Source organism: Mesorhizobium sp. B2-6-1, from assembly GCF_006440475.1.
Lineage (GTDB): Bacteria > Pseudomonadota > Alphaproteobacteria > Rhizobiales > Rhizobiaceae > Mesorhizobium.
The window spans coordinates 40,140-60,863 of sequence record NZ_VFUH01000013.1 but is presented as its reverse complement, the minus strand read 5'-3'; the positions used below and the strand labels follow the sequence as shown (position 1 = coordinate 60,863).

General features: G+C 62.7%; 20 protein-coding genes and 3 pseudogenes. 19 read left to right on the top strand and 4 right to left on the bottom strand.

Translation table 11 applies throughout. The annotated features are described in order from the left end of the window. The first annotated feature begins 602 nt into the window (after positions 1 to 602). On the top strand, positions 603 to 929 hold the full coding sequence (locus FJ443_RS23960) for a DUF736 domain-containing protein (RefSeq protein WP_042643545.1): 327 nt from the start codon (positions 603 to 605) through the stop codon (positions 927 to 929). A gap of 69 nt (positions 930 to 998) precedes the next feature. Here FJ443_RS23960 and FJ443_RS23955 read toward each other — a convergent pair whose 3' ends face one another. Next, positions 999 to 1,259, bottom strand: a complete 261-nt coding sequence (locus tag FJ443_RS23955) for a helix-turn-helix transcriptional regulator (protein ID WP_224656332.1) — start codon at positions 1,257 to 1,259, stop codon at positions 999 to 1,001. A gap of 95 nt (positions 1,260 to 1,354) precedes the next feature. Between FJ443_RS23955 and FJ443_RS23950 the strand changes: the two genes are divergently transcribed. The 7 genes from FJ443_RS23950 (at position 1,355) to FJ443_RS31745 (ending at position 6,833) form a co-directional block, all read left to right on the top strand. Next, positions 1,355 to 2,035 carry a hypothetical protein gene (locus tag FJ443_RS23950; RefSeq protein ID WP_224656331.1) on the top strand — a complete coding sequence of 227 codons (681 nt, stop codon included), beginning with the start codon at positions 1,355 to 1,357 and terminating at the stop codon, positions 2,033 to 2,035. A gap of 127 nt (positions 2,036 to 2,162) precedes the next feature. Beyond that, positions 2,163 to 2,357, top strand: a complete 195-nt coding sequence (locus FJ443_RS23945) for a DUF6499 domain-containing protein (protein ID WP_140523040.1) — start codon at positions 2,163 to 2,165, stop codon at positions 2,355 to 2,357. Between the two features lie 55 nt (positions 2,358 to 2,412). Beyond that, the gene (locus FJ443_RS23940; RefSeq protein WP_140523038.1) at positions 2,413 to 2,913 is read left to right on the top strand and encodes a DUF2285 domain-containing protein; all 501 of its coding nucleotides are present in this window, start codon (positions 2,413 to 2,415) and stop codon (positions 2,911 to 2,913) included. A gap of 288 nt (positions 2,914 to 3,201) precedes the next feature. Further along, on the top strand, positions 3,202 to 3,567 hold the full coding sequence (locus tag FJ443_RS23935) for a nuclear transport factor 2 family protein (RefSeq protein ID WP_140523036.1): 366 nt from the start codon (positions 3,202 to 3,204) through the stop codon (positions 3,565 to 3,567). 60 nt (positions 3,568 to 3,627) lie between these two features. After that, positions 3,628 to 4,242, top strand: coding sequence for a 2-hydroxychromene-2-carboxylate isomerase (locus FJ443_RS23930; RefSeq protein ID WP_140523034.1), 615 nt, complete (start codon positions 3,628 to 3,630; stop codon positions 4,240 to 4,242). 68 nt (positions 4,243 to 4,310) lie between these two features. Beyond that, on the top strand, positions 4,311 to 5,486 hold the full coding sequence (locus FJ443_RS23925) for an MFS transporter (protein WP_140565810.1): 1,176 nt from the start codon (positions 4,311 to 4,313) through the stop codon (positions 5,484 to 5,486). Between the two features lie 1,026 nt (positions 5,487 to 6,512). Next, on the top strand, positions 6,513 to 6,833 hold the full coding sequence (locus tag FJ443_RS31745; protein ID WP_246672802.1) for a hypothetical protein: 321 nt from the start codon (positions 6,513 to 6,515) through the stop codon (positions 6,831 to 6,833). A 570-nt stretch (positions 6,834 to 7,403) separates the two neighbouring features. On the opposite strand, the pseudogene FJ443_RS23915 reads toward FJ443_RS31745, so the two are convergent. Then, positions 7,404 to 7,780 (bottom strand): annotated as a pseudogene (locus tag FJ443_RS23915) (VOC family protein). A 52-nt stretch (positions 7,781 to 7,832) separates the two neighbouring features. On the opposite strand from FJ443_RS23915, the gene chrA reads away from it, so the two are divergent. The 3 genes from chrA to FJ443_RS23900 all read left to right on the top strand — a co-directional run bounded on the left by chrA (position 7,833) and on the right by FJ443_RS23900 (position 11,340). Continuing rightward, positions 7,833 to 9,059 carry a chromate efflux transporter gene (gene chrA, locus FJ443_RS23910; protein WP_140555420.1) on the top strand — a complete coding sequence of 409 codons (1,227 nt, stop codon included), beginning with the start codon at positions 7,833 to 7,835 and terminating at the stop codon, positions 9,057 to 9,059. Positions 9,060 to 10,148: 1,089 nt separating this feature from the next. Then, positions 10,149 to 11,030 carry a hypothetical protein gene (locus tag FJ443_RS31740; protein ID WP_224656336.1) on the top strand — a complete coding sequence of 294 codons (882 nt, stop codon included), beginning with the start codon at positions 10,149 to 10,151 and terminating at the stop codon, positions 11,028 to 11,030. Beyond that, entirely contained in the window at positions 10,942 to 11,340 is a 399-nt protein-coding gene (locus tag FJ443_RS23900; protein ID WP_224656334.1) for an invasion associated locus B family protein, read from the top strand. The genes FJ443_RS31740 and FJ443_RS23900 overlap by 89 nt, the downstream gene beginning before the upstream one ends. A 658-nt stretch (positions 11,341 to 11,998) precedes the next feature. Here the strand turns inward: FJ443_RS23900 and FJ443_RS23890 are convergent. Both FJ443_RS23890 and FJ443_RS23885 read right to left on the bottom strand, forming a co-directional pair. Beyond that, positions 11,999 to 13,135: pseudogene (locus tag FJ443_RS23890) on the bottom strand (IS91 family transposase); the annotation flags it as partial. A 2-nt stretch (positions 13,136 to 13,137) separates the two neighbouring features. Continuing rightward, positions 13,138 to 14,048: pseudogene (locus tag FJ443_RS23885) on the bottom strand (site-specific integrase). A 549-nt stretch (positions 14,049 to 14,597) separates the two neighbouring features. On the opposite strand from FJ443_RS23885, the gene FJ443_RS23880 reads away from it, so the two are divergent. From FJ443_RS23880 to FJ443_RS23845, 8 genes are all read left to right on the top strand, one after another. Continuing rightward, entirely contained in the window at positions 14,598 to 14,924 is a 327-nt protein-coding gene (locus FJ443_RS23880) for a DUF736 domain-containing protein (RefSeq protein WP_140523014.1), read from the top strand. A 287-nt stretch (positions 14,925 to 15,211) separates the two neighbouring features. Next, positions 15,212 to 15,493: a helix-turn-helix domain-containing protein gene (locus FJ443_RS23875; protein ID WP_140523012.1), complete on the top strand. Its 282-nt coding sequence runs from the start codon at positions 15,212 to 15,214 to the stop codon at positions 15,491 to 15,493. A gap of 17 nt (positions 15,494 to 15,510) precedes the next feature. Continuing rightward, positions 15,511 to 16,566: a replication initiator protein A gene (locus tag FJ443_RS23870; protein WP_140523010.1), complete on the top strand. Its 1,056-nt coding sequence runs from the start codon at positions 15,511 to 15,513 to the stop codon at positions 16,564 to 16,566. Continuing rightward, a complete protein-coding gene (locus FJ443_RS23865) occupies positions 16,563 to 17,054 on the top strand; it encodes a DUF2840 domain-containing protein (RefSeq protein ID WP_140523433.1) in 492 nt (163 codons plus the stop codon). Before FJ443_RS23870 ends, FJ443_RS23865 begins: the two co-directional genes overlap by 4 nt. Then, positions 17,051 to 17,596, top strand: coding sequence for a S26 family signal peptidase (locus tag FJ443_RS23860; protein WP_140523008.1), 546 nt, complete (start codon positions 17,051 to 17,053; stop codon positions 17,594 to 17,596). The genes FJ443_RS23865 and FJ443_RS23860 overlap by 4 nt, the downstream gene beginning before the upstream one ends. A gap of 35 nt (positions 17,597 to 17,631) precedes the next feature. Then, positions 17,632 to 17,961: a DUF736 family protein gene (locus FJ443_RS23855; protein WP_140523006.1), complete on the top strand. Its 330-nt coding sequence runs from the start codon at positions 17,632 to 17,634 to the stop codon at positions 17,959 to 17,961. Next, positions 17,958 to 18,734 carry a lytic transglycosylase domain-containing protein gene (locus FJ443_RS23850; RefSeq protein ID WP_140523004.1) on the top strand — a complete coding sequence of 259 codons (777 nt, stop codon included), beginning with the start codon at positions 17,958 to 17,960 and terminating at the stop codon, positions 18,732 to 18,734. The genes FJ443_RS23855 and FJ443_RS23850 overlap by 4 nt, the downstream gene beginning before the upstream one ends. 243 nt (positions 18,735 to 18,977) lie before the next feature. Next, positions 18,978 to 20,717, top strand: coding sequence for a VirD2 family relaxase/mobilization nuclease (locus FJ443_RS23845; RefSeq protein ID WP_140523002.1), 1,740 nt, complete (start codon positions 18,978 to 18,980; stop codon positions 20,715 to 20,717). Positions 20,718 to 20,724 lie beyond the last annotated feature (7 nt).

Below are 20,724 nucleotides of genomic sequence, written 5' to 3'. Positions count from 1 at the left end.
TGCCAGGGCGCGGAGTCACGGTGTCGACGTGTAACGCCTCGGGTCGTCTTGCGATCCTGAGCCGGGCAAGAAATTCGATTCACCTGAACTCCCGCCGTCTTGACCTTAATGTTGTCAATATGCAGACCCGGGATGTAGATGTCGCGGCTTGCGCAGTTCCTTGGGCGGCAGTTCGCGCGGATCGGGTCCCGAGCCGCCACTGCGGACGAGGTGGCGGTCGCCTCATGCCGACGTGATAAGGGCTTGATACAGCCCATGCCAAGCCGATCGAGAGACATCTTGGAGACCCGGTGGCTTGGTCTTCTAATCGCATGTGCCGCCATTTCCTCCCTCTTCATTTCACAGAGTGCACCAACGACCTCTCGAGCCGGCTGATCTGGCCGAAGGACGGCTGAAGCCTCGACCGCCTATGCCGCAAGGGCGCGTTGCGCGTTTCTTCCCCTGGGCAAAGCCCATTCCTCGCGGAACCAAGAAACGCGCGCCTCCGCCATCCTCCGCTTTTGCTGCGGTCGCAAGCGATGCGGCGGCGGTCGCCTCCGGCCCCGCGATCGCCATCGAGGCCGCATGGTGCGGGCTCGGAAACGAAGAAACGGAGACTGAAAATGGCTACCATCGGCACTTTCAAGAAGACCAATGCGAACGAGTTCACCGGCGAGATCGTCACCCTCAGCGTCCAGGCCAAGGGCGTGCGCATCGTCCCCGACACCCGGGCCAACGGCGAGAACGCTCCAAGCCACCGCGTGGTGGTCGGCAAGGCCGAAATCGGCGCCGCCTGGTCCAAGCGCTCCAACGAGGGCCGCGACTATCTCGGGCTCAAGCTCGACGATCCGAGCTTCACCGCCCCGATCTACGCCAACCTCTTCGCCGACGAGGAAGGCGAGGGCCACAGCCTCATCTGGTCCCGCCCCAACCGCCGCAACGGCGAGTAACTCTCAATCGAGCCCGTTCGACCCCGGTCGGACGGGCTTTCGCATTCGACGGTGGTCCAGAAATCGCGATCAGCTGCTCTTACGCAAGAGGATCCCATTGTTGGGAAGTACTTCAATGCCTGCTCTTTCAAGCGCATTCACGATCGCTAATATATTATTTGCAATCGGAGTCCGCGCGCCGCGTTCGAAATCAGCGATTGTCTGCCGTGCGACGGTGGCCGCGCGGGCCAGATCATCTTGGCTCCAACCCAACATTGCACGTGCGCCGCGGCACTGCTCGGCGCTGAAATTCGCCGCCTTGTCTCCAATATTATGATTGACCTCAATCAATTTGTATATTACCCCTGTCTCGAACTTGCGGTCGAAGAGGGTGCGCGAACACCCTTTTCGACCTGACCAAAGCCAAGCTGTGTGGAGCTCGGATCATGGCTGATTCCGACAATACCACGACTTTGCCTCCCGTCACGCTGGGACGGGAGAGGCAATCGCCATGCACCAAAGAACACCCTAAGCGTTCGGCCGACCATGCGGTCGTAGACCCGCCGTCGGCCGATCCAGCACTCGTCCTGTCCCTTGCCTGGATCGACGCTCATGTTGGAATGCTAGCCTCCTGTGTCAGGCAGCAGCAGGCCGAGGAGGGGCTCTTGGAGCGCGGCGCGCTCTTCTCCGTCGGCGAAGTCCCTGGGCGCGGGGAGGGCGCTGACGCCGACCGCTATCTCGATGCCCGGACGGCGGAGCAGAGCGAGGCTGAAAAGGCCGATGCCTTGTTGGATAAGATTGCAGTGACGTCTGCCCAATCGCTGGCGGGCGTTATCGCCAAGCTTGCAGTCATCGTTCGAGAAGCGGCTGACAACACAGACCTGTGCGAATTTCCGTTGCCCCACATCCGCTCGGCCCTGGCCGATCTGCGGCGCCTCACGCCTGAAGCGATAAACAGCGAGCCTGCCGGCTGGCCTGCAGGCGACCAGTCGATCGGCGCGCTGTTCGAGCAGTCTGCATCCTCTTTCGCCGCCTGGCGCGCCTTCAGCGCGTGGAGCCAGGGCGATGAGGAGGCCTATCGCGCCTGGACGGACACATTCAAGACACTGGAAGGGGCCAGCCAGTAGGCATCGCAAAGTCTCGGCCTGATGCTCGGCGCCGAGATCTCTCTCGTTCATTCGTCAATGACGGAATCCAAGGATTTCGCTCAACGCTGCGTCTCCGTATCAAATCCATGAGAAGGGAAGGATACGGATGAAGCCCGATACATCGCAGTGGTGTGACCCACAGGCATACGCGTTCGTTAAAGGCGCCGCGGCCGATGAGATTGCCTGGGAGTTCCTGCGACGAAATCCCCAGTATCAGCGGGACTTCGCGGCCTCCCGCTCGGCTAAAGCGATGCGTGCGCTGCGCAAGCGCTGGGGCTTGCAGTTTCGCCGCCAGGCCTGATCAGTCCGCGGTCGAGCAGCCGGTCTATTGGGCGCCTCAGATCGACCCTGGGGTCGTGAACCTGGTCGAGGTTCCGGCGGATATGCTCGCGCGGGAAGACAGCGCCCGCGATGTTCGGTTGGCCGCGGGAAAGCGTGACGAAGTCGGCCTTCACGTGCGATCTTCGCCGGCCGGCGTGCAGTTGGCGCTTCTCGGCGGCGCGCGACCAGGCGAGCCGCTGGCTGCCATAATTCCACTCGATGACATGGCGCATGACAGGCTACAGGCGATCGAGAGATTCGTCCGCTCGATCCACAGGCAACACCTTCCCGATGCCCGCTTGACCTCGGCCCAGCGGCGGCGTCTTGGCCATATGCTGCAGTGCCTTGACGGCCGTGAGGAGCAGGCATCTCATTTCGAAGTCGCGACGGCCTTGTTTGGTCGGAAGTTGGTCAGTGCCACTGACTGGCAGGACTCGCCTTTCCGCTACCAGACGTATCGCCTCGTGCGCGACGGCCTGAAGATGGTCGAGCGCGGCTACCGCCAATTGCTGCGCGCACGAAGGCGCCTCTCCTGAAGGGGGTCCGTCCGGCGCCTGGTCCACTTATGCGCTGTCGGCAGATTCTGGAGTGAACGGCTGCTCTTCGCCTTCAACTCCGACGTAGAGCCCGCCTTTGCGATATCCCATAAGCGCACCCGTGCGCGCGGTGTGAGATCGCATACTACCTGAAGCGGAGACCGACCCCCCGGGGTCACCGCGATAACGGCTAGGTGGGAAGATGGCCAGCGGCGGACCAGCATTGGAGAATTGTCGTACATCTAAGAAACCGCTAATATAGCAAACTGGCTTCCGGAGGGCCGTCCGATGTCGATTCACGAGGAACTGCAGGTTTTCTGGAATTCCTATGTGGCTGCCTATCGTGCTGGCGACGCCAAAACATGCGGCGCCATGTTTACGGCCGATGCCGAATTACTTTCGCCCTACGCGCCTCCTGCTCGGGGCCGGGATGCTATCGAAGCTCTCCATACAGCCTGGACGCACGGCCACGACGAGGCGCCTGAAAAGAAGATGACAGTGATACACGCGGGCAGATCTGGTGACCTGGCTTGGTGTCTGGCGACGTATACCGAGGGCCTGGAGGTTGGCAGCGGTACGTCTGTCAACGTCTTCGAGCAGCAGGCCGGCGGATCATGGCTGATACGGATGTGCAGCCTTAACAGCACCGACTGAGGCATAGGTTTGTTGCCGAGTTGGCTGAGTGTCGGCATCCATGGATGGGAGGCGACGGGAATGCAGCAACTCGACTTCTTCTATTTCTTCGGAAGCGGCTACTCGTATCTGTCCGTGATGCGCGTTGATGCGGTGTCAAAACGGTCGGGTGTTGCCGTTCGATGGCGGCCCTTCAATGTCCGCACCGTCATGGCCGAGAACAACATCGCCCTCCGCACCCAGGCGGCAAAGGTGAAGTACATGTGGCGCGATGTGGAGCGACGCGCGGCGACGCACGGGGTGCCTTATGTCAGGCCACCCATCTGGCCGACCGATCCGGACCTTGTGGCCAACCGAGTCGCCATGGTGGCGGCCGAAGAGGGCTGGTGCGAGGCTTATACCGTCGCAAGCTTCAGGGCGTGGTACCTAGAAGGCATGGATCTGGGTAGCCGTGCCCATCTGGAGCATGTGCTAGCCCCCCTCGGTCAAGATGTCGGTCGTGCGATTGCAAGGGCCGATGAGCCCGGTGCCCATGAGCGTCTCAAGGCTGAAACCGACGCGGCCCGCAACTACGGCATTTTCGGCTCTCCAGCGTTCGTCGTGGATGGCGAGACGTTTTGGGGTGACGACAGGCTCGAAGAGGCGCTTGCCTGGGCCGCTGGCCGACATGATCTGCAAGCGCTGAGACATCATTGATAGGACTGAGTGCGCCAGGCATTTGGTGAAAACCATGCGCGGATTGTCAGTCCCACGGGAGGACTCAAGTGCCAAGCCGCTGGACCATTCTTGCTGTCTTGTTTGTCGCTCGCACCGCCTTCGCATTTCAGTTCGGGAGCGTAGGGGCCGTCGCACCACAGCTTAGCCAAAGCGTCGATGCGAGCCTGGCCGACATCGGTATCCTTATAGGAGTTTACTTTGCGCCCGGCGTCCTGCTTGCTCTGCCCGGTGGCACGATCGGACGCCGCTATGGCGACAAGGCGACCGTCCTCGGGGGGCTCCTGGCGATGCTGGCCGGCGAATTGCTTATGACTACGTCGGCATTATGGAGCGTGCAGATCGCGGGCCGACTGATTGCGGGCACTGGCGGCATTCTCTTGAGCGTCCTGATGACCAAGATGGTGGCCGACTGGTTCACTGGTCGCGAAATCGCAACCGCGATGGCCATTTTCGTCAACTCGTGGCCGGTGGGCATCGCAATCTCGCTCATGCTCCTGCCATGGATCGGAGCGAGGTTCGGGCTTCATCTCGTCAACCTTGCCGTCGCGGGGTGGATTCTGATCGGCTTCGGCCTCATGGCTTTCGTCTACCGCGCGCCGGAGGCGGCGGTCTCTCTTGAAGGCGAACGAGGCAGTCTGACCTCGGAAACGGTCTATGCAGTCGTTGCCGCTAGCTCAATCTGGTGTCTCTACAATCTCGGTTTGTCGATGATCTTCAGTTTCGGGCCATCGATGCTGGTTGAGCGAGGATGGTCCATGGCTGCGGCTGGATCGACGATCAGCATCGTCCTCTGGCTCGCGGCGATTTCGGTTCCCTTTGGTGGCTTCCTCGCTGATCAGACCAAACGCGGCGAAGCCATCATTGTCGCAGGCAGCATCGCCTTTGCCCTGCTAACGGTTCTCCTGTCGCGAAGCGGCCACGTGCTTCCCATCGTCATTGCCGTCGGTGCCGTCTGCGGCCTCCCCGCCGGTGCGATCATGAGCCTTCCAGCACGTGTGCTCGAGCGGAAAACGCGGGCGATCGGAATGGGAATATTCTATACGGCTTTCTATGCCGGGAGCCCGGTTGGAGCGGCGATCGGCGGAAAGCTTTCCACCTCGATCGGCTCCGCCAGCGCCGCGCTGGACTTCGGGGCCGTCGTGCTCCTGGTTTGCCCAGCCATTCTGTGGTTCTTCCGCCGTATCGTTGCTGGCCAGAAGCGGCTGGCGCTTCCCTCGACGTAGAACGCGCAAGCAAACCTTGGTGATACCCCGGGACATGGTGTCGTTGCGTGGCACGGTAGTCATCAACGCTTTATTCTAGGCGTGGGTGTCGAAGCCAATCGTCCTGCTGCTTCTCTCGTCAGTGAGGGCCATTCGACGAGCGTCGGGACGTTGTCCGGTCGGCCACACTCGACCTGGGCTCAGATCGCTCCTCGGCGATACGGCTGGAATGAGGCGACCGCGGGTCACCCGTCCCAACCCCACAAGCATTCCCCGCTTGCGCCGGAGAGTCTCGGAGAGGTGATTCCAGAAGGTAGTCGGGATGCGGACCTCGGGTCCGATTCGAGAACCCGCGTGACACGATGCAGCGCGACGACCATGTCTCTTCGCTTTCAGCCGAAATGATGGGCAGCAATGCGCCCAATTCCGGCCGTTGAAGTTAGCGCTGCTGCTCACCAAAGCGGACTTGCACGGGGCGGGCGCGTTAGTTCAATTCCTGACCCGAAGCAGACATTGCGTTTCCCGCCAGAATCAGTTGAAATCGACAACAGATATTACCGCCTTCGGGCAATAATCTCGACCGGCCCAATCAGGCCGGCTGAAATACTTTCGCTCATGTTTCGGACCATCTGGGGCCGCCGCGCTCCCATGAGAGTTTGCACGCCCAGTACTGCCCGCCCCATGGCCACTTGGGCGCGCTGCCGTGCGAAGTACTCGAGCGCAGCATCACGCCGCTGGCGTTCCGACAAGATCTCGAACCCTGCCGCGGAAAGTGTGTCGCGGTACTGCTCTGGAGCGGCGATCGCGTTCGTATCTGCCGTACTCGCCCATGGCAGCGGATAAGACAGTTCGCCGGGTCCAGTGCGCATGACGTCGAAGACACCGAAACGCGCCCCGGGGCATAGGACCCGCGCAATGTCCGAAAAATAGTGCGCTCTTGTCGGCGATATTCATTCCGACATGCAACATGTATGCGGCAGTAAACGATCCATCTGGGAAGGGCAGCCGCAAAGCATCGCCCTGCTGCAACGAGACGCGCTCCCCTAGATGGAGCCAGCCGGAAAGGACATTGCCGGCTTCGACGTAGTCGCGAGTGAGATCGATGCCGGTGAGGTGGCAGCCATACTTCGCTGCGATCTGTCGCGCTGGTCCACCGAGGCCGCAGCCGATGTCGAGCACTCGATCCGCAGCGGTGAGCGCAAGTTGCCCTGCCAACTCTCCCGTGGCGGCGCGGCCGCCAATGTGAAACTCGTCTACGGGCGAGAGGTCCTCGGCGGTGACCGTGCTTTCGGTCTTCCCCATGGCGGCAAGACCATCGCGAATACCTGCGACCAGGCTGCCTCGCGCGTAGTGGTCAGCAATCTGTGAATGCGGCGCTGCTTCCATCATCATCGCCCCTTTGGTGCAGCCTCCGGATCATCTCCGCCTACGGACCGCTTGCGTCCGCGAATGGGTCTCCGAACTCTGTCGATCCGACGGTCATAGCATTTGCACTTCGTTCAAGCCATATTATGCCGGACGTTGAATCCAAATGTTTGGATGTCGCACACCTGCTTTGTTTTATTGCCGTCGCCGAGTAAGGCTACATTGCGCTCCCGCCGGAGCGGCCCGGCATGCAGCCCGTCTGTCAATAGGGAGGCGAGTTAGAAGTACAGCTCTTCCGCCACGGCGCACGCGGCTCCGAGTGACTAAGCGGGGGTTCCAAGTTTCCGACGATGCGCGTTCAACCCCATGCGCAGCTTGATGGTGCCGTATTCTGTTAGCCTGAGGAATGGGCGGCATTTAGGCCCGCCGCCTGGCCCTGAAAGCCTCGTGTCGGAAGACGGCGCCTATACACGCCGTCAGAACTCCGACCATGTCTACGGCCGCTTGCACCGATTCGGCCGTTCCGACGAGCTTCAAACCTCGGTCAGTTCCAAAAGCAAGGTTGAGAACCTGTCAGTGAGCGGCGGGCTGGAACAGTTCGATCACGTTCCCCGACGGTCTTCGAGCAGGATTTGCGAGCCACCGACTCCACTGATGACCTCATTGCGAAATGGCAACCCGGCGCCTTTCAGCCGTTCGACTTCCTCTTTCAGATCTTCGACAAGCAGCAGGATGCGGTTCCACCCGCCGGGCACTGGACGGCGACCGTCCGGCATCGGCCGTGCGCCGGAGCTTGCAGCGCCACTCAACATCAGCCGCAAGGGACCACGGGTCACCGACGCAAACGCTGGCCGTGCGTCCTGCTCGATGGTGAACCCAAGGTGCTGCGTGTGGAAGGCGACGGAGATTGCGACATCGTTGACAATGTACCGAACACTGGCTGGCGTCATTATGGATCACCTTTCAAACGACCCCCGGCAAGTTTATTAGAAGCGATTTCGTATGGGCAACGCAATGGACCAACAGCTAGGCGCGCCGATACGCGGGTCCGCAGGCGAAGTCTTTCGTGTATTCCTGAGGCTTGGCCTCACATCGTTTGGCGGACCCATCGCGCATCTCGGTTACTATCGCAACGAACTGGTGTTGCGTCGCAAATGGCTCGATGAGCAAGCGTATGGCGATCTCGTCGCCCTTTGCCAGTTTCTTCCTGGTCCGGCGTCCAGCCAGGTGGCCTTCGCCCTCGGCGTATTCAGAGGTGGTGGCCTGGCAGGTGGCCTTACAGCATGGCTCGCCTTCACCCTGCCATCGGCACTGATCATTGTGGCCTTCGCTTTTGGTGCGGCAGGGCTTCATGGCCCAGTCGCGGACGGCGTATTTCACGGGCTCAAGCTCGTGGCTGTTGCCGTGGTAGCACAAGCAATCTGGGGCATGGCGCGAACGCTAACGCCCGACAAGCAGCGCGCCGCCATTGCGATACTCGCGATTGCGGTTGTCGTCGTCGTCGGCGGGTCGTTCGCGCAAATAGCTTCGATCGTCCTTGGAACCCTCGCCGGGCTATGGCTTTGCCCTGGCGAGGAAACCAAGGTGCCTGGACATTTGAGTTTTCCCGTTTCGGCTCGCGGCGGCGCTGTTTCGCTAGCACTCTTTGCTGTCCTCCTTGTCGTTCCGTCGCTGACGGAACGGGCCACGGGTAGTCACGCTATCGCATTCTTTGACGCCTTCTACCGCTCTGGGGCCTTGGTATTCGGCGGAGGCCATGTGGTGCTGCCGCTGCTGCAAACGGAGGTCGTCAACACGGGCTGGGTGACGAACGAAGCCTTCCTGCAGGGCTATGGACTGGCGCAGGCAGTGCCGGGGCCGCTCTTCACGTTCGCTGCCTATCTGGGGAGCGTGGCAAGCCCCGTTCCAAACGGCCTGGCCGGCGCGGCGATCGCGCTTATCGCCATCTTCCTGCCCGGTACGCTGCTTGTTTACGGCATGTTGCCGTTTTGGGACGCCCTGCGCTCGCGTCCAGGCGCCCAGGCTGCGATGCGCGGTGCGAATGCGGCTGTGGTCGGCATCCTTGGGATGGCTCTCTACGATCCGGTATGGAAGAGCGCAGTCGTCACGCCAGGGGATTTTGCTCTGGCTGTAACCGGGTTCCTGCTTCTGGTCGTATGGCGGATGCCGTCGTGGGTTGTTGTGGCGTTGCTTGCCGCTGCTGGCGCGCTTCGCGCCGCGATGATTTGACAATGGCCTTTGCGATGGCGCGCCTGAATCCTGGCGTCGGCGAAGCAGCCGCGGACATTTGGCTGCATTCCCGTGAACCACAGACCCGGCCGCGTCGGATCATGATCGCCGCCGTTAAAAAGCGGAACGCCCTGCCGTCCAGAACGCCAAGCTTGCCCACCATCGATTCGAGGCCCGTACTATAGCCGTCGCCGCGATCACGATGTCGGGACCGATCAGATTGCGGTTAGCCAGGATCACGCCCCGAGGGGTACCCGCGTTTCTCCGGTGGCCAATCATGGCCGAAGGAGAAACGGAATGGGACACTCGTATTACAACCTCGCCGCCTCCGATCGCTGCGCATGGAATGCAGGATCGTGCTCCCCAAAGCTTATTTTTCGCGAGCGGACCACTCGGCGGTCGCCGGCGGTTCCTAGAGATCAGTCACTTCAGCGCAGAGATGCAGCGCTCCAGGCGTTGAAGTCGCAACTTGCGGGAATGGATGTGATAGCCGAGCTCCGCGAGCCTTCTTAGTTTGAATGACTCTCTTTCCGTAAGTAGTTCCATTTCGAACTGGGCGATTTGCTTTCTGAGCTGTTGAGCGTCAGCAAGCCGCAGTTCCCGAATCCAGCCTCGGCCCCGCATTCCCATGCACTCCGAATAGTCTGGTCACAAGGCTCCGAGGCCGCTGCTGCTCTGTGGAAGATCGATTGGGCGAAGTTCGGGATTTTTCAATGTTCCGTCACCATCATCAAGGTTGTGGCCCGCGCACCCAGCGAACCGCAGTGCATCCCCGCGACCCGATATGCGCCCCCGTGAGTGCATGGCAACCCTTCGAGCTCACTTTTTTGCGGTTGGGGTCTGGTCAATGACAAGCCGCTCAACTCTGGTCCACAACCGCTGCGGGTGTGGCACACGACCCTTGTTCCATTGTTGAGTTGAATCAAAAGCGAATGATCGGGAACCGGTTCATTCGGGGGATAGTTTACATTCCAGGGACGTCTGACGGCGCTCACTAAGGTGAATGGGAGTGTTCGTCTTCTAAATTAGGATTCACTAATTGAAACGTGAATGTCTTCCTGCCTCGCGCTGTGACACAGGCCGACTGATATGACTTCTTCTGAGCACGATCTGGATGCCGGCTTCGATCCACCCGAACTGGACTTGCAATCTGTTTCTTCGACAACCGATGAGCGGACGATAGCGACTCAGCGGGGCAGGGCGTCTTGTTCCGTCATGGCACCTGGTCTACACACCTTCGAGGCAAGTGATCACGTTGTCTATGTCGGTCTCGAGGCCGCACCAGGCGTGTGTGCCTCCCTCGGGGGAGCCAAGGCTGAGCGCTACGACGCGGCGGCAGGGAGCATCATCGTCAAGCCGGCACATCTTGAAGCTCGCTTGCGGCTGTCGAAGGCGCGGGAGAGCGCAATTATCGTCTACCCGGACGACAGCCTGAAGGAACTGGCCAGGCAGCAATTCGGCCCGGTGGAGACGGAGTTGATGCCTCCGCCCCTTGGCACGCGGGACTTTAATGCGTTGCGCATCGCCAAACTGCTCAAGGCGGAGCTTACGAAGAAGGAGGGCGTCAGCCACGTCCATATCGAGCAGCTGATCGCAATCATGGGCATTCACGTGCTTTACGCCTATGCCTCACGAACCAGCCGACCGGAGCAGTTCAAGGGCGGCCTTTCCAGGCAGTCCGCGCGAAAGCTGCAGGAGTTCCTGAGCATAAATCTCACCCGCAAGAAAGGTGATCGAATTGCGCATGTGGAAATTCCCGCTGGCCAGTGCAGCGGCGACGCTCGGCTTGATGGTGATGGGCACCGCGGCTTTGTCTCAAGATGTGACTTCAAAGCTGCCAGGCGGCGCGACTTCGCTCCAGGAAAGCTATCAAGACTGGAGCCTGACCTGTCAAAGCAGCACATCAACGGTAACGTGCGGTGTCTCCCAGCAACAGACGCAGCAGAACGGCCAGCGGGTCCTGGCTGTTGAGCTTAGGCGAAACAGCGACGCCACGCTCGCGGGCAATGTCGTGCTTCCGTTTGGGCTTATGCTCGACGCCGGCGCCGCATTGCAGATCGATGACAGCCAGCCCCTTGAGGCGCTGCGCTTCTCAACCTGCTTGCCGGCCGGCTGCATCGTGCCGCTCACCCTCGATGAAGGAACAGTAGCCGCATTGCGGGCGGGTTCGGTGCTGAAGATCAAGGTCAGAAGCACCGACCAGAAGGACATCGCTTTGTCCGTATCTTGCTGGAGCGTGAGACAGACAGCTGGTGGGCTGATCGGGAAGCCGCGCTACTGAAGGCCCCCGAGGAATGGTCCAGTGCTGTAATTATGATATTAAGATATTGGCTCGACGCGCTACGTCATCGGGATTGAAGCGAGAGGAGCTTAAACCCGCGCGGTTGGCTTACCTTGGGAGAATCTACAGGGCGCGCGTGGGATTTCGACAGCCCTAGACGTAAAGGCTGCTCCCGGCGAGCGGACCTATTCTCTTCAATTTCTCGATTTCGCTGTTCGCGTTCGGATCAGTTCAGCTGAGGCGCACAGACCTCCTGTTAAGTCCGCTTCTGATGATCTGAGCCTAGAAGCCAGCCGTCCGATTCCGTGAAGAGTTTCGGGCGCCGGCAGGCGTACGAAAGTCTCCGAAGAAGGAACCCTCGAGCCACAGGCGAGGGGTTATGGGGATTTCGATTTTTGGCTGGTGTCGGGGATAGCGCGACCGCCGGCGAGAAGCGGCGGGATTGATGCACGGACCGCCTTGTCTTCCGGCCGTGCGGCCTCCTCGGCTCGGCGTGCGGTCGGACTTAGCCCTGTCGAGGCCGATGATCTCCATGGACGCGCGTGGGTTCGTCGCCGGAGGCTGAGCGCCTGTGGCTGAAGGCTGGACTTCGCCATGCCGCGTCATGGGACGCTCTCCCGGTTCGTCGCCGACGCGTCCGGCGGCCCGCGCGGCTGCCTCCACGTTCGAACACGTCGATGATGATCATCCGTCCGCCGCAGCACGGGCATGGCGGGCGGAAGTCAGTCGGTTCTTCCGGAGTGCCGTCTTCGGGCAGCGGCGCGACGCTCAACAGTTTGCGCGCGAGTGCGAGGCTGGCTTTGTGGGAGCCGCCGGCGAGCAGGTCGTAGTGCCGGATGCGGTGGAAGCCACGCGGCAGGATGTGGAGCAGGAATCGGCGGATGAACTCGTCGGTGGCGAGCGTCATGATCTGCTGCCGGTCTGTGCCGTCGCGACGATAGTCCTTGTAGCGGAACGTGACCTCGGCCTCATCGAATCGGATGAGGCGGCGGTTCGAGATCGCAAAGCGGTGGGTGTAGCGGGACAGATAGGCAAGTACGGCTTGAGGCCCGGCGAAGGGCGCCTTGGCATAAACCACCCAGCGCTTCTTCCGGACCGGCGCCAGGTGCCGCAGGAATGCTCGCCGGTCGGTGAAGTGCGCCATCGATCCGAAGAAGGTGAGCCGGCCGGCATCGTGCAGCGCAACCAACCGAGAGAGGAACAGGCGGCGGAACAGCTTGCCGAGCACGCGCACCGGCAGCAGGAAGGCCGGGCGCGACGATATCCACCGGCTTCCGTCTGGCGCGATGCCGCCGCCCGGCACGATCATGTGCACATGCGGATGGTGCGACATTTCCGAGCCCCAAGTTTGAAGGACGGCGGTGATGCCGATGCGCGCGCCGAGATGCTTCGGATCCGCAGCGATCGTCAGCATCGTCTCCGATGCCGCCTTGAACAGCAGGTCGTCGACCGCCGCCTTGTTGTGGAAGGCGATGTCGGCGACCTCGGCCGGCAGCGTGAACACGACGTGGAAGTAGCCGACCGGCAGCAGGTCGGCCTCGCGCTCGGCAAGCCATGTCCGCGCCGCGGCACCCTGGCACTTCGGACAGTGCCGGTTGCGGCAGGAGTTGTAGGCGATGCGCCACTGGCCGCAGTCCTCGCAGGCCTCCACGTGACCGCCAAGGGCGGCGGTGCGGCAGTGCTCGATCGCCGACATGACCTTGAGTTGCTGCAGTGTCAGATGCCCTGCATGGACGGCCCGGTAGGCGGGCCCGGCAGTGCGGAAGATGTCGGCAACCTCAATCGAGGCGCGCACGCTCAGCCGTCGGGCGAGATCTCTTCCAGCTTGAAGAGGCCAAGCTTGTCGAGCGGGCTCGTGACGGTGCGCACCGTGAGGGTTGCAACCTTGGTGTAGAAGGCGGTGCTATTTAGCTTGGCGCGCCCGAGCAAGACCTGGATGATCCGGAATGTCGGTGCCGTCCTCCAGCAGGTGGGTGGCGAAGCTGTGACGCAGCATGTGCGGCCCGACCCGCTTGGCGATGTCGGCCGCCTGCGCTGCCTCGACGACCACGCGATAGAGCTGCCGCGTGCTGATGGGCTTCATCGCATGCTGCCCAGGAAACAGCCAGCCGTCGCGATGCATCACCCCCCTGCTGGCGTCCGCCCTTCCACCACTGGCGCAGCAACAAGAGCAGGTCTTGCGACAGCATGGCGTTGCGGTATCGCCCGTCCTTGCCGCGCTCGACGCGCAACAGCATGCGCTGGCTGTCGATGTCAGCAACCTTCAGCGTCGCCACCGCCGCCACGCGCAGGCCCGCGCCATAAGCGACCGACAGCGCGGCCTGGTGCTTGAGGCAGGTGGTGGCGTTGAGTAGCCGGGCGACCTCGTCGCGGCTCAGCACCACCGGCAGCTTGCGCGGGTGCGCCAGACGAACGAGCTTGCGCGCCAGATCGGGGCGATCGACCGTATGTGTGAAGAAGAAGCGCAGCGCCGACACGATGCTGTTCATCGTCGGCACGGGAACGCCGTCGTCCTGCTGCTCGATCTGGAATCGGCGCAGGTCGTCAGTGGTCGCTGTATCCGGCGACCGGCCGAGGAACGTCGCCAGGCGTCCGATGTCGCGGAGATAGTTGCGCTGCGTCTCCTGTGAGAAACGCCGCATATTCATGTCGTCGATCAGCCGCTGACGAACTGGACTGATAGGTGCATCAAGAACAGGACAGGGCATGGTCAGGCTCCTTGTTGAAGAAGCCTGTGATGCTCTGCCGCTGCCGAACCACCCTCAAATGCGAGCGCGACGTCCGGTTCGTGATCTCTACCTCATCCCAGCGCGCCCATCCCGCGCAGCGGGTTCGTTCTTCGGCCCAAACAGGACATTCGCAGTGTGCCGTCGCGTGCGCTTGGCACAACGGGGCAAGCCTTTGATGCGGGTCAACATTGTGGGCGGACCTCCTGGCCAACCAATCCGCTTCGTCGCCGAGCTACCGATGCCGCGATTGCCTCCCTCCTTCATTTCGCAGAGCGCACCAACGACCTCTCGAGCCGGCTGATCTGGCCGAAGGACGGCTGAAGCCTCGACCGCCTATGCCGCAAGGGCGCGTTGCGCGTTTCTTCCCCTGGGCAAAGCCCATTCCTCGCGGAACCAAGAAACGCGCGCCTCCGCCATCCTCCGCTTTTGCTGCGGTCGCAAGCGATGCGGCGGCGGTCGCCTCCGGCCCTGTGATCGCTATCGAGGCCGCATGGTGCGGGCTCGGAAACGAAGAAACGGAGACTGAAAATGGCTACCATCGGCACTTTCAAGAAGACCAATGCGAACGAGTTCACCGGCGAGATCATCACCCTCAGCGTCCAGGCCAAGGGCGTGCGCATCGTCCCCGACACCCGGGCCAGCGGCGAGAACGCTGCAAGCCACCGCGTGGTGGTCGGCAAGGCCGAAATCGGCGCCGCCTGGTCCAAGCGCTCCAACGAGGGCCGCGACTATCTCGGGCTCAAGCTCGACGATCCGAGCTTCACCGCCCCGATCTACGCCAACCTCTTCGCCGACGAGGAAGGCGAGGGCCATAGCCTCATCTGGTCCCGCCCCAACCGCCGCAACGGCGAGTGAACTGGCAGACGCCTCGCCCGGTGTCGGGCGAGGCGCCTTCTGCCGGTGCCGCGGAAGCTTTCCGCGCCGCCGGCTGCCATTACCGGCTTCCTGTCGTCTGATGCGCGACGCCGTGGAGATGGTCGAGCGCGGCTGTTCTCAATGGCTGCGCGCCGGCGCCACTGCCTGAAGGCCTCTTGGCGGTGCGAAATAGCGCCCCTCAATTGCGCACCTGATCACCGTCTCCACACTCTTCCATCCTGGCCATCGATCGCCGTTCAATCTCGACGGCCGCAAGGAGACACCCGATGAATGCCGACGCCGCGCCATTGCCGCCGCGCTACCTGCGCACTTCGGAAGCTGCGCATTTCCTCAGTCTTTCGGCGCGTACGCTGGAGAAACACCGCACCTACGGCACCGGGCCTGCCTATCGAAAACTCGGCGGCCGCGTCGTCTACGCCGTCGACGACCTCCAGGCCTGGGTGCAGCGCGGCGCGATGACGTCGACATCCGATCCGCAAGGCTCGGTGCTGCCCGCCAAGCCTCAAGCCGCCCGCCTGATCGCCTATGCCGGGCGCGAAAGGCGCTGACACGGCTGATCTCCCCTATGTCGGCACGACCACGCCAACCATCGGAACGCGGACAGCTTGATCTGTTCCACGCGCTGCCCGGTGTTGTCGCGCCACGCGATGCGCAGGACCTCATGGCCTATCCCTTCTTTTCCCTCGCCAAATCCAGGCGCATCGCGCCCATCGACTTTCGCGCCGGCGATGTGGCTATCCGTGTCGAAGCGATGCCCGACCACGGCATGGCGACGATCTGGGATGCCGATATCCTGATCTGGGCCGCAAGCCAGATCGTCAATGCGCGGGACGCCGGATTGCGCACTTCGCGCCTGATGGCCGCGACGCCATACGAAATGCTCACCTTCGTCGGCCGCGGTGTCTCGAAGCGAGACTATCTGCGCCTCAAGGCGGCGCTCGATCGCCTGCAGTCGACAAGCGTCGTCACCTCCATTCGCCAACGCGCCGAAGGCCGGCGCCATCGCTTCTCGTGGATCAACGAGTGGCAGGAGCGCTTCGATCGAAACGGCCACCCGCTCGGCGTCGAATTGATTTTGCCGGATTGGTTCTACCGCGCTGTTATGGACGATGCGCTCATCCTGACGATCGACCGCGCCTATTTCCGCCTGACGGGCGGTCTGGAGCGCTGGCTCTATCGGCTGGTGCGCAAGCATGGCGGTCGCCAGCACTCCGGCTGGCGTTTTGACATCAGCCACCTGCATCGCAAGTCCGGCAGCCTCTCGCCGCTCAAGCGCTTCGCCTTCGAACTGCGTGGCATCGTGCGCCGCCAACCTTTGCCGGGATACCTTCTGTTCACGGAGGTCGAAGCCAGCGGCCGTGTGCTGTTGGCTTTCGAGCCGGCGCCCGGATCAGTGGACAGGGTCGTGCCATCAGGAACCCGGACTATCGTGCCATCGGGAACCGGATCCTCGTGCTTTCGGGAACCGCGATCGGCCCTAAGCGGCGGGGTCGACACGGAAAATCGCGCTCTTAACTTAGAGTCTAACTCTCAATCTAACAGTCTTGCGCGCAAGCCGTCGACTGGCAGTGAGGGGCAGAAGCGGCGGTGCGCTGGCTGGCGCAAGGGAGACGACACATGACGTCGTCTACCCAATCGACGCCGCGCGACGACCTCACGACGGTCGAGCTGATCTGGATCGAGAATCGGATTGAGCATCGCATCCGCTTCGGACGTCCTGCCCATGAGACGATCATCGACAAGCGGCGCCGCGTCGTCGGATTTGCGCCAGGCAGTGTTTTTGCGTTCGTGCGCTGGGCGGCGAATGACTTTGGCACTGTTGTTTCGCGCATCGACATCGTGCGCGCGGTCTTGCCCGCTGAAGCGTATCAGACTCTGCCTTACATCCGGCCAGGCGGCGAGATCCTGCTCAAGATCGCAGGTTGGGACAAGGTCGAGCGGGTTCTCCAACTGATCGATGCGGTCGAGGCGATCGGCCTCGATCCGGTCGAGGCCGCACCGGGCTATTGGCGTCAGACCCACAACCGTCTGATTGCGGGCGGAAGGCCGCGTGCCTATTCGCTCGAGCAGCACCGCGCCTTTCTGTTGCGCAAGCGGGTGACTTCATGAGCCGCACCGCCTGCATAGCCGCGGCACTTGCAGCCGTCACCGCGACGGTCGCTCCCGCTGTCGTGGAGATGCCGCAGCTGCTGCTGTGGAACGCGTCGGCCAGCGCGCCACTCGGGCTTTATGCGATCAGGAACATGGCCGTCCCCACGGCCGGCGCGCTCGTTGTCATCGAACCGCCAGACAAGGTCGCTCGGTTCGCCGCCGAGCGTGGCTACCTTCCGCTCGGCGTGCCGATGCTGAAGCACATCGAAGGGCTTCCTGGGCAGCAAGTCTGCCGTCTCGGCCGCCTCGTCACGGTGAACGGGCTTGCGCTGGGTGCTGCACTGGAGCGCGACCGCAAGGGGCGCGCGCTGCCGGAATGGCAGGGCTGCCGCATCATCGCCGCCGCCGAAATCTTCGTCATGAACCGGAAGGTCGGGGAGAGTCTCGATGGCCGCTATTTCGGCCCGTTCCCGGCGAGCTCGATCGTCGGGGCCGCGCTGCCGCTTTGGACCGACGAGAGGGGCGATGGCCACTACACCTGGCTCGCTCCGGCGAACTGAAATTCAGTCCAGCCAACAAGAGAAGGAGATAATCCATGGCCGAGATCGGCGTCTTCCAGAAAACAGATTCGGGTTACTGCGGGCGGGTTCGAACGCTGCTCGTGGATGCCGAGCTGGTGCTTGTGCCGACCACAATATCTGACGGCAAAGCGCCGGATTTTCGTATCCACATCGGTGACGGCGGCGGCCCCGAGGTGGGTGCGGCCTGGAAGGAAACCGGACAGACGGTTGGCGACTATCTGTCGTGCCGGTTGGAGGACCCGCTGTTTGGCCGGCGCTTTCGCGCCGGTCTCTTCCGAACCGACGACGGCTCCTGGTCTCTGCGCTGGATCCGGCCGAAATCGCGGCCGGAGCGTGCTCGATGAGTGGGCCATCGGCGCCGAAACGTGCGGACGGAAGCCGCCCCGTCAGTCGGTTGCCTGGTCGGCGAGAGGCACTCTGGCTGATCGGTGGCATGCTGATCGTCTGTCACGCGATGACGGGGGCGCTGGCACAATCCGCGCCGGCCTCCCGCAAATCCGCGGACGATCCCTATGCCGCGCCTATTGCCGAGGCGTCGCATCGCTTCCGCGTTCCTCAGCGCTGGATACGGGCAATCATGCACGTCGAAAGCGCCCGCGACCCGCGCGCCGTGTCGCGAAAGGGCGCCTTGGGCTTGATGCAGATCATGCCCGCAACCTTTGCCGAGCTGCGCCTTCGTCACCAGCTCGGCCGCGATCCCTATGATCCGCGCGACAACATCCTTGCCGGCACCGCCTATCTTCGCGAGCTGTATGATCGATACGGTTCACCGGGCTTTCTCGCCGCCTACAACGCCGGGCCAGGGCGTTACGAAGCCTCCTTGAAGGGCCGTCCGCTGCCGGCTGAGACCCGGGCCTATGTTGTCACGCTTCGCCCTTTCTGGGGCGGCGGTGATGCGCCCGGCGCACTCACCGCCGGCCATGCCAAGGCCGTCAGCTGGACGGTTGCGCCGCTGTTCATAGTCCCGTCCGGGTCAATGGCCGCTTCCGGTCTTCCGGCTGGCGAAGACATTTCCGTCGAGGTTTCGTCGTCACCGTTGGTGCGCAAACTTTTCGCGGCCGGTTCGCGGCCGCGCCAGCTGTTCACAGGGTCCGACGTCCGGACATCGCAGCGATGACGAAGTCTCCGTCAGGTCGCCCCCTGGGGTCTCGTTTGACGTCGCAGCCAATGAGGCGAGTCGGGCACGAGGTAACAACCGAGGGATGGCAGGATAAAAGGGCGCACATTGCGCGGCGGTCTGGTGGTTGTTCTTGCTTGATTTTCTGGCGCGTTCCGCACATTGCCGGCCATCGGCGCAATGTGTATGAAGCAGCCAGCATATTGTATTTGCTTTTCTTTTTCCACATTGCGGTGCCGCGCCATGGCTGATGAGCGCGAGTTTCGCATTCGACCCGGGCGCATCCGCTCCACGCGCGCCCAGCAGGCCCGGCCCTTCATCGCGCAGGTGTTGGCCGCGGCGAAAAAGGCCGGCGGCGGTATTTCGCGCTCGGGCCGGATTGTACAAGCAAGCCGCTCCCGCTTTGGTCACGGTCAGCGCGCCAGCATCCAGGCCAACCGCCTCATCACCTCGCGATCGCGCGGCGCCGTCGTCAAGGCGCGAGTCGTCCGTCATTCCGTGCGCGCCGCTCCACTTGGCACTCACCTCAACTATCTGCGCCGCGAGGGTGTCAGCCGGGACGGGGAGAAGGGGAAGCTGTTCGGGCCGGGAACGGAGAATGCCGATGGCGCTTCCTTCGCCGCTTGCGCCAAGGACGATCGTCACCATTTCCGCTTCATCGTCTCGCCGGACGACGCTCTCGATATGGCGGACCTCAACGCCTTCACCCGCGATCTGGTGGGGCAGATGGAGAAGGACCTCGACACGCGGCTCGACTGGGTGGCGGTCGATCACTGGAACACCGAGCATCCCCACATTCACCTGATCGTGCGTGGGGTTCGCGACGATGGCCAGGATCTGGTCATCGCGCGTGACTACATCAAGGAAGGCATGCGCGACCGGGCTCGCGATCTGGTTACCCAGGAACTGGGTCCGCGCACCGAGCTCGATATCCGCCACTCGCTCGAAAGCCACATCCAGTCCGAGCGGTGGACGCAACTTGATCGGCAGTTGCTTCGCGACAGCCGTGACAGCGGGATCATCGATCTCGCGCCATCTCCCCAAAGTCAACCGGACGAGTATCACGCTCTGAAAATCGGTCGCCTGCGCAAGCTCGAGACCCTTGGTCTTGCCCAACAGGCCGGGCCTGGCCAATGGGCAATCGACGAACGGGCCGAAGCAACACTGCGCGAGCTAGGCGAGCGCGGCGACATCATCAAGCGCATCCACCGCGCGATGAGTGCGGCTGACATCGAGCGTGGCTCAGCCAATTATGTCCTGGCCGCGGAGAGCCTGGAGACGCCGGTTGTCGGCCGGCTGGTCGATCGTGGGCTCGATGACGAACTGATCGGCACGGCCTATGCCGTGGTCGACGGCGTCGACGGACGCACCCATCACATCAAGCTCTCCGATCTGGAGGCCGCTGGCGACAGCGCACCGGGATCGATCGTCGAGCTGCGAAAATTCGATGATGCGCGCGGGCAGCGGCGAGCCGCGCTCGCCGTGCGCTCCGACCTTGGAGTGGATCAGCAGATCACGGCATCGGGTGCGACCTGGCTCGACCGTCAGGCAATCGCGCGCGAACCGGCCGCCCTGGCCGAGGCCGGCTTCGGCGCCGAGGTTCGCGACGCCCTCGACCGGCGCGCCGAACATCTTGTCAAACAGGGGTTCGCGGAGCGCCAAGGCAGACGGGTCGTCTTCACCCGGAACCTGCTCGACACGCTGCGACGTGCGGAACTGGAGACGCTGGGCGACAGGCTCGCCGCCGACACCGGAAAACCCTTCAAGCGCGCCGCCAGCGGAGACTTTGTTGCCGGCACCTATCGCCAGCGCTTGGCGCTCGCCTCCGGCCGTTTCGCCATGATCGACGACGGACTAGGCTTCCAGCTCGTCCCCTGGACGCCCTCACTCGAAAAGCATCTCGGCCAGCACGTCTCCGGTGTCGCACGTGGCGACGGCGGCATCGACTGGAGCTTTGGCCGCAAGAAGGGTCTCGGCCTCTGACACTGGA

Bases quoted from the DNA above. Each gene is read 5' to 3' on its own strand.
- FJ443_RS23960 (WP_042643545.1), top strand. From the start codon at position 603: ATGGCTACCATCGGCACTTTCAAGAAGACCAATGCGAACGAGTTCACC.
- FJ443_RS23950 (WP_224656331.1), top strand. From the start codon at position 1,355: ATGGCTGATTCCGACAATACCACGACTTTGCCTCCCGTCACGCTGGGA.
- FJ443_RS23945 (WP_140523040.1), top strand. From the start codon at position 2,163: ATGAAGCCCGATACATCGCAGTGGTGTGACCCACAGGCATACGCGTTC.
- FJ443_RS23935 (WP_140523036.1), top strand. From the start codon at position 3,202: ATGTCGATTCACGAGGAACTGCAGGTTTTCTGGAATTCCTATGTGGCT.
- FJ443_RS23930 (WP_140523034.1), top strand. From the start codon at position 3,628: ATGCAGCAACTCGACTTCTTCTATTTCTTCGGAAGCGGCTACTCGTAT.
- FJ443_RS31745 (WP_246672802.1), top strand. From the start codon at position 6,513: ATGGAGCCAGCCGGAAAGGACATTGCCGGCTTCGACGTAGTCGCGAGT.
- chrA (WP_140555420.1), top strand. From the start codon at position 7,833: ATGGGCAACGCAATGGACCAACAGCTAGGCGCGCCGATACGCGGGTCC.
- FJ443_RS31740 (WP_224656336.1), top strand. From the start codon at position 10,149: ATGACTTCTTCTGAGCACGATCTGGATGCCGGCTTCGATCCACCCGAA.
- FJ443_RS23880 (WP_140523014.1), top strand. From the start codon at position 14,598: ATGGCTACCATCGGCACTTTCAAGAAGACCAATGCGAACGAGTTCACC.
- FJ443_RS23875 (WP_140523012.1), top strand. From the start codon at position 15,212: ATGAATGCCGACGCCGCGCCATTGCCGCCGCGCTACCTGCGCACTTCG.
- FJ443_RS23870 (WP_140523010.1), top strand. From the start codon at position 15,511: ATGTCGGCACGACCACGCCAACCATCGGAACGCGGACAGCTTGATCTG.
- FJ443_RS23865 (WP_140523433.1), top strand. From the start codon at position 16,563: ATGACGTCGTCTACCCAATCGACGCCGCGCGACGACCTCACGACGGTC.
- FJ443_RS23860 (WP_140523008.1), top strand. From the start codon at position 17,051: ATGAGCCGCACCGCCTGCATAGCCGCGGCACTTGCAGCCGTCACCGCG.
- FJ443_RS23855 (WP_140523006.1), top strand. From the start codon at position 17,632: ATGGCCGAGATCGGCGTCTTCCAGAAAACAGATTCGGGTTACTGCGGG.
- FJ443_RS23850 (WP_140523004.1), top strand. From the start codon at position 17,958: ATGAGTGGGCCATCGGCGCCGAAACGTGCGGACGGAAGCCGCCCCGTC.
- FJ443_RS23845 (WP_140523002.1), top strand. From the start codon at position 18,978: ATGGCTGATGAGCGCGAGTTTCGCATTCGACCCGGGCGCATCCGCTCC.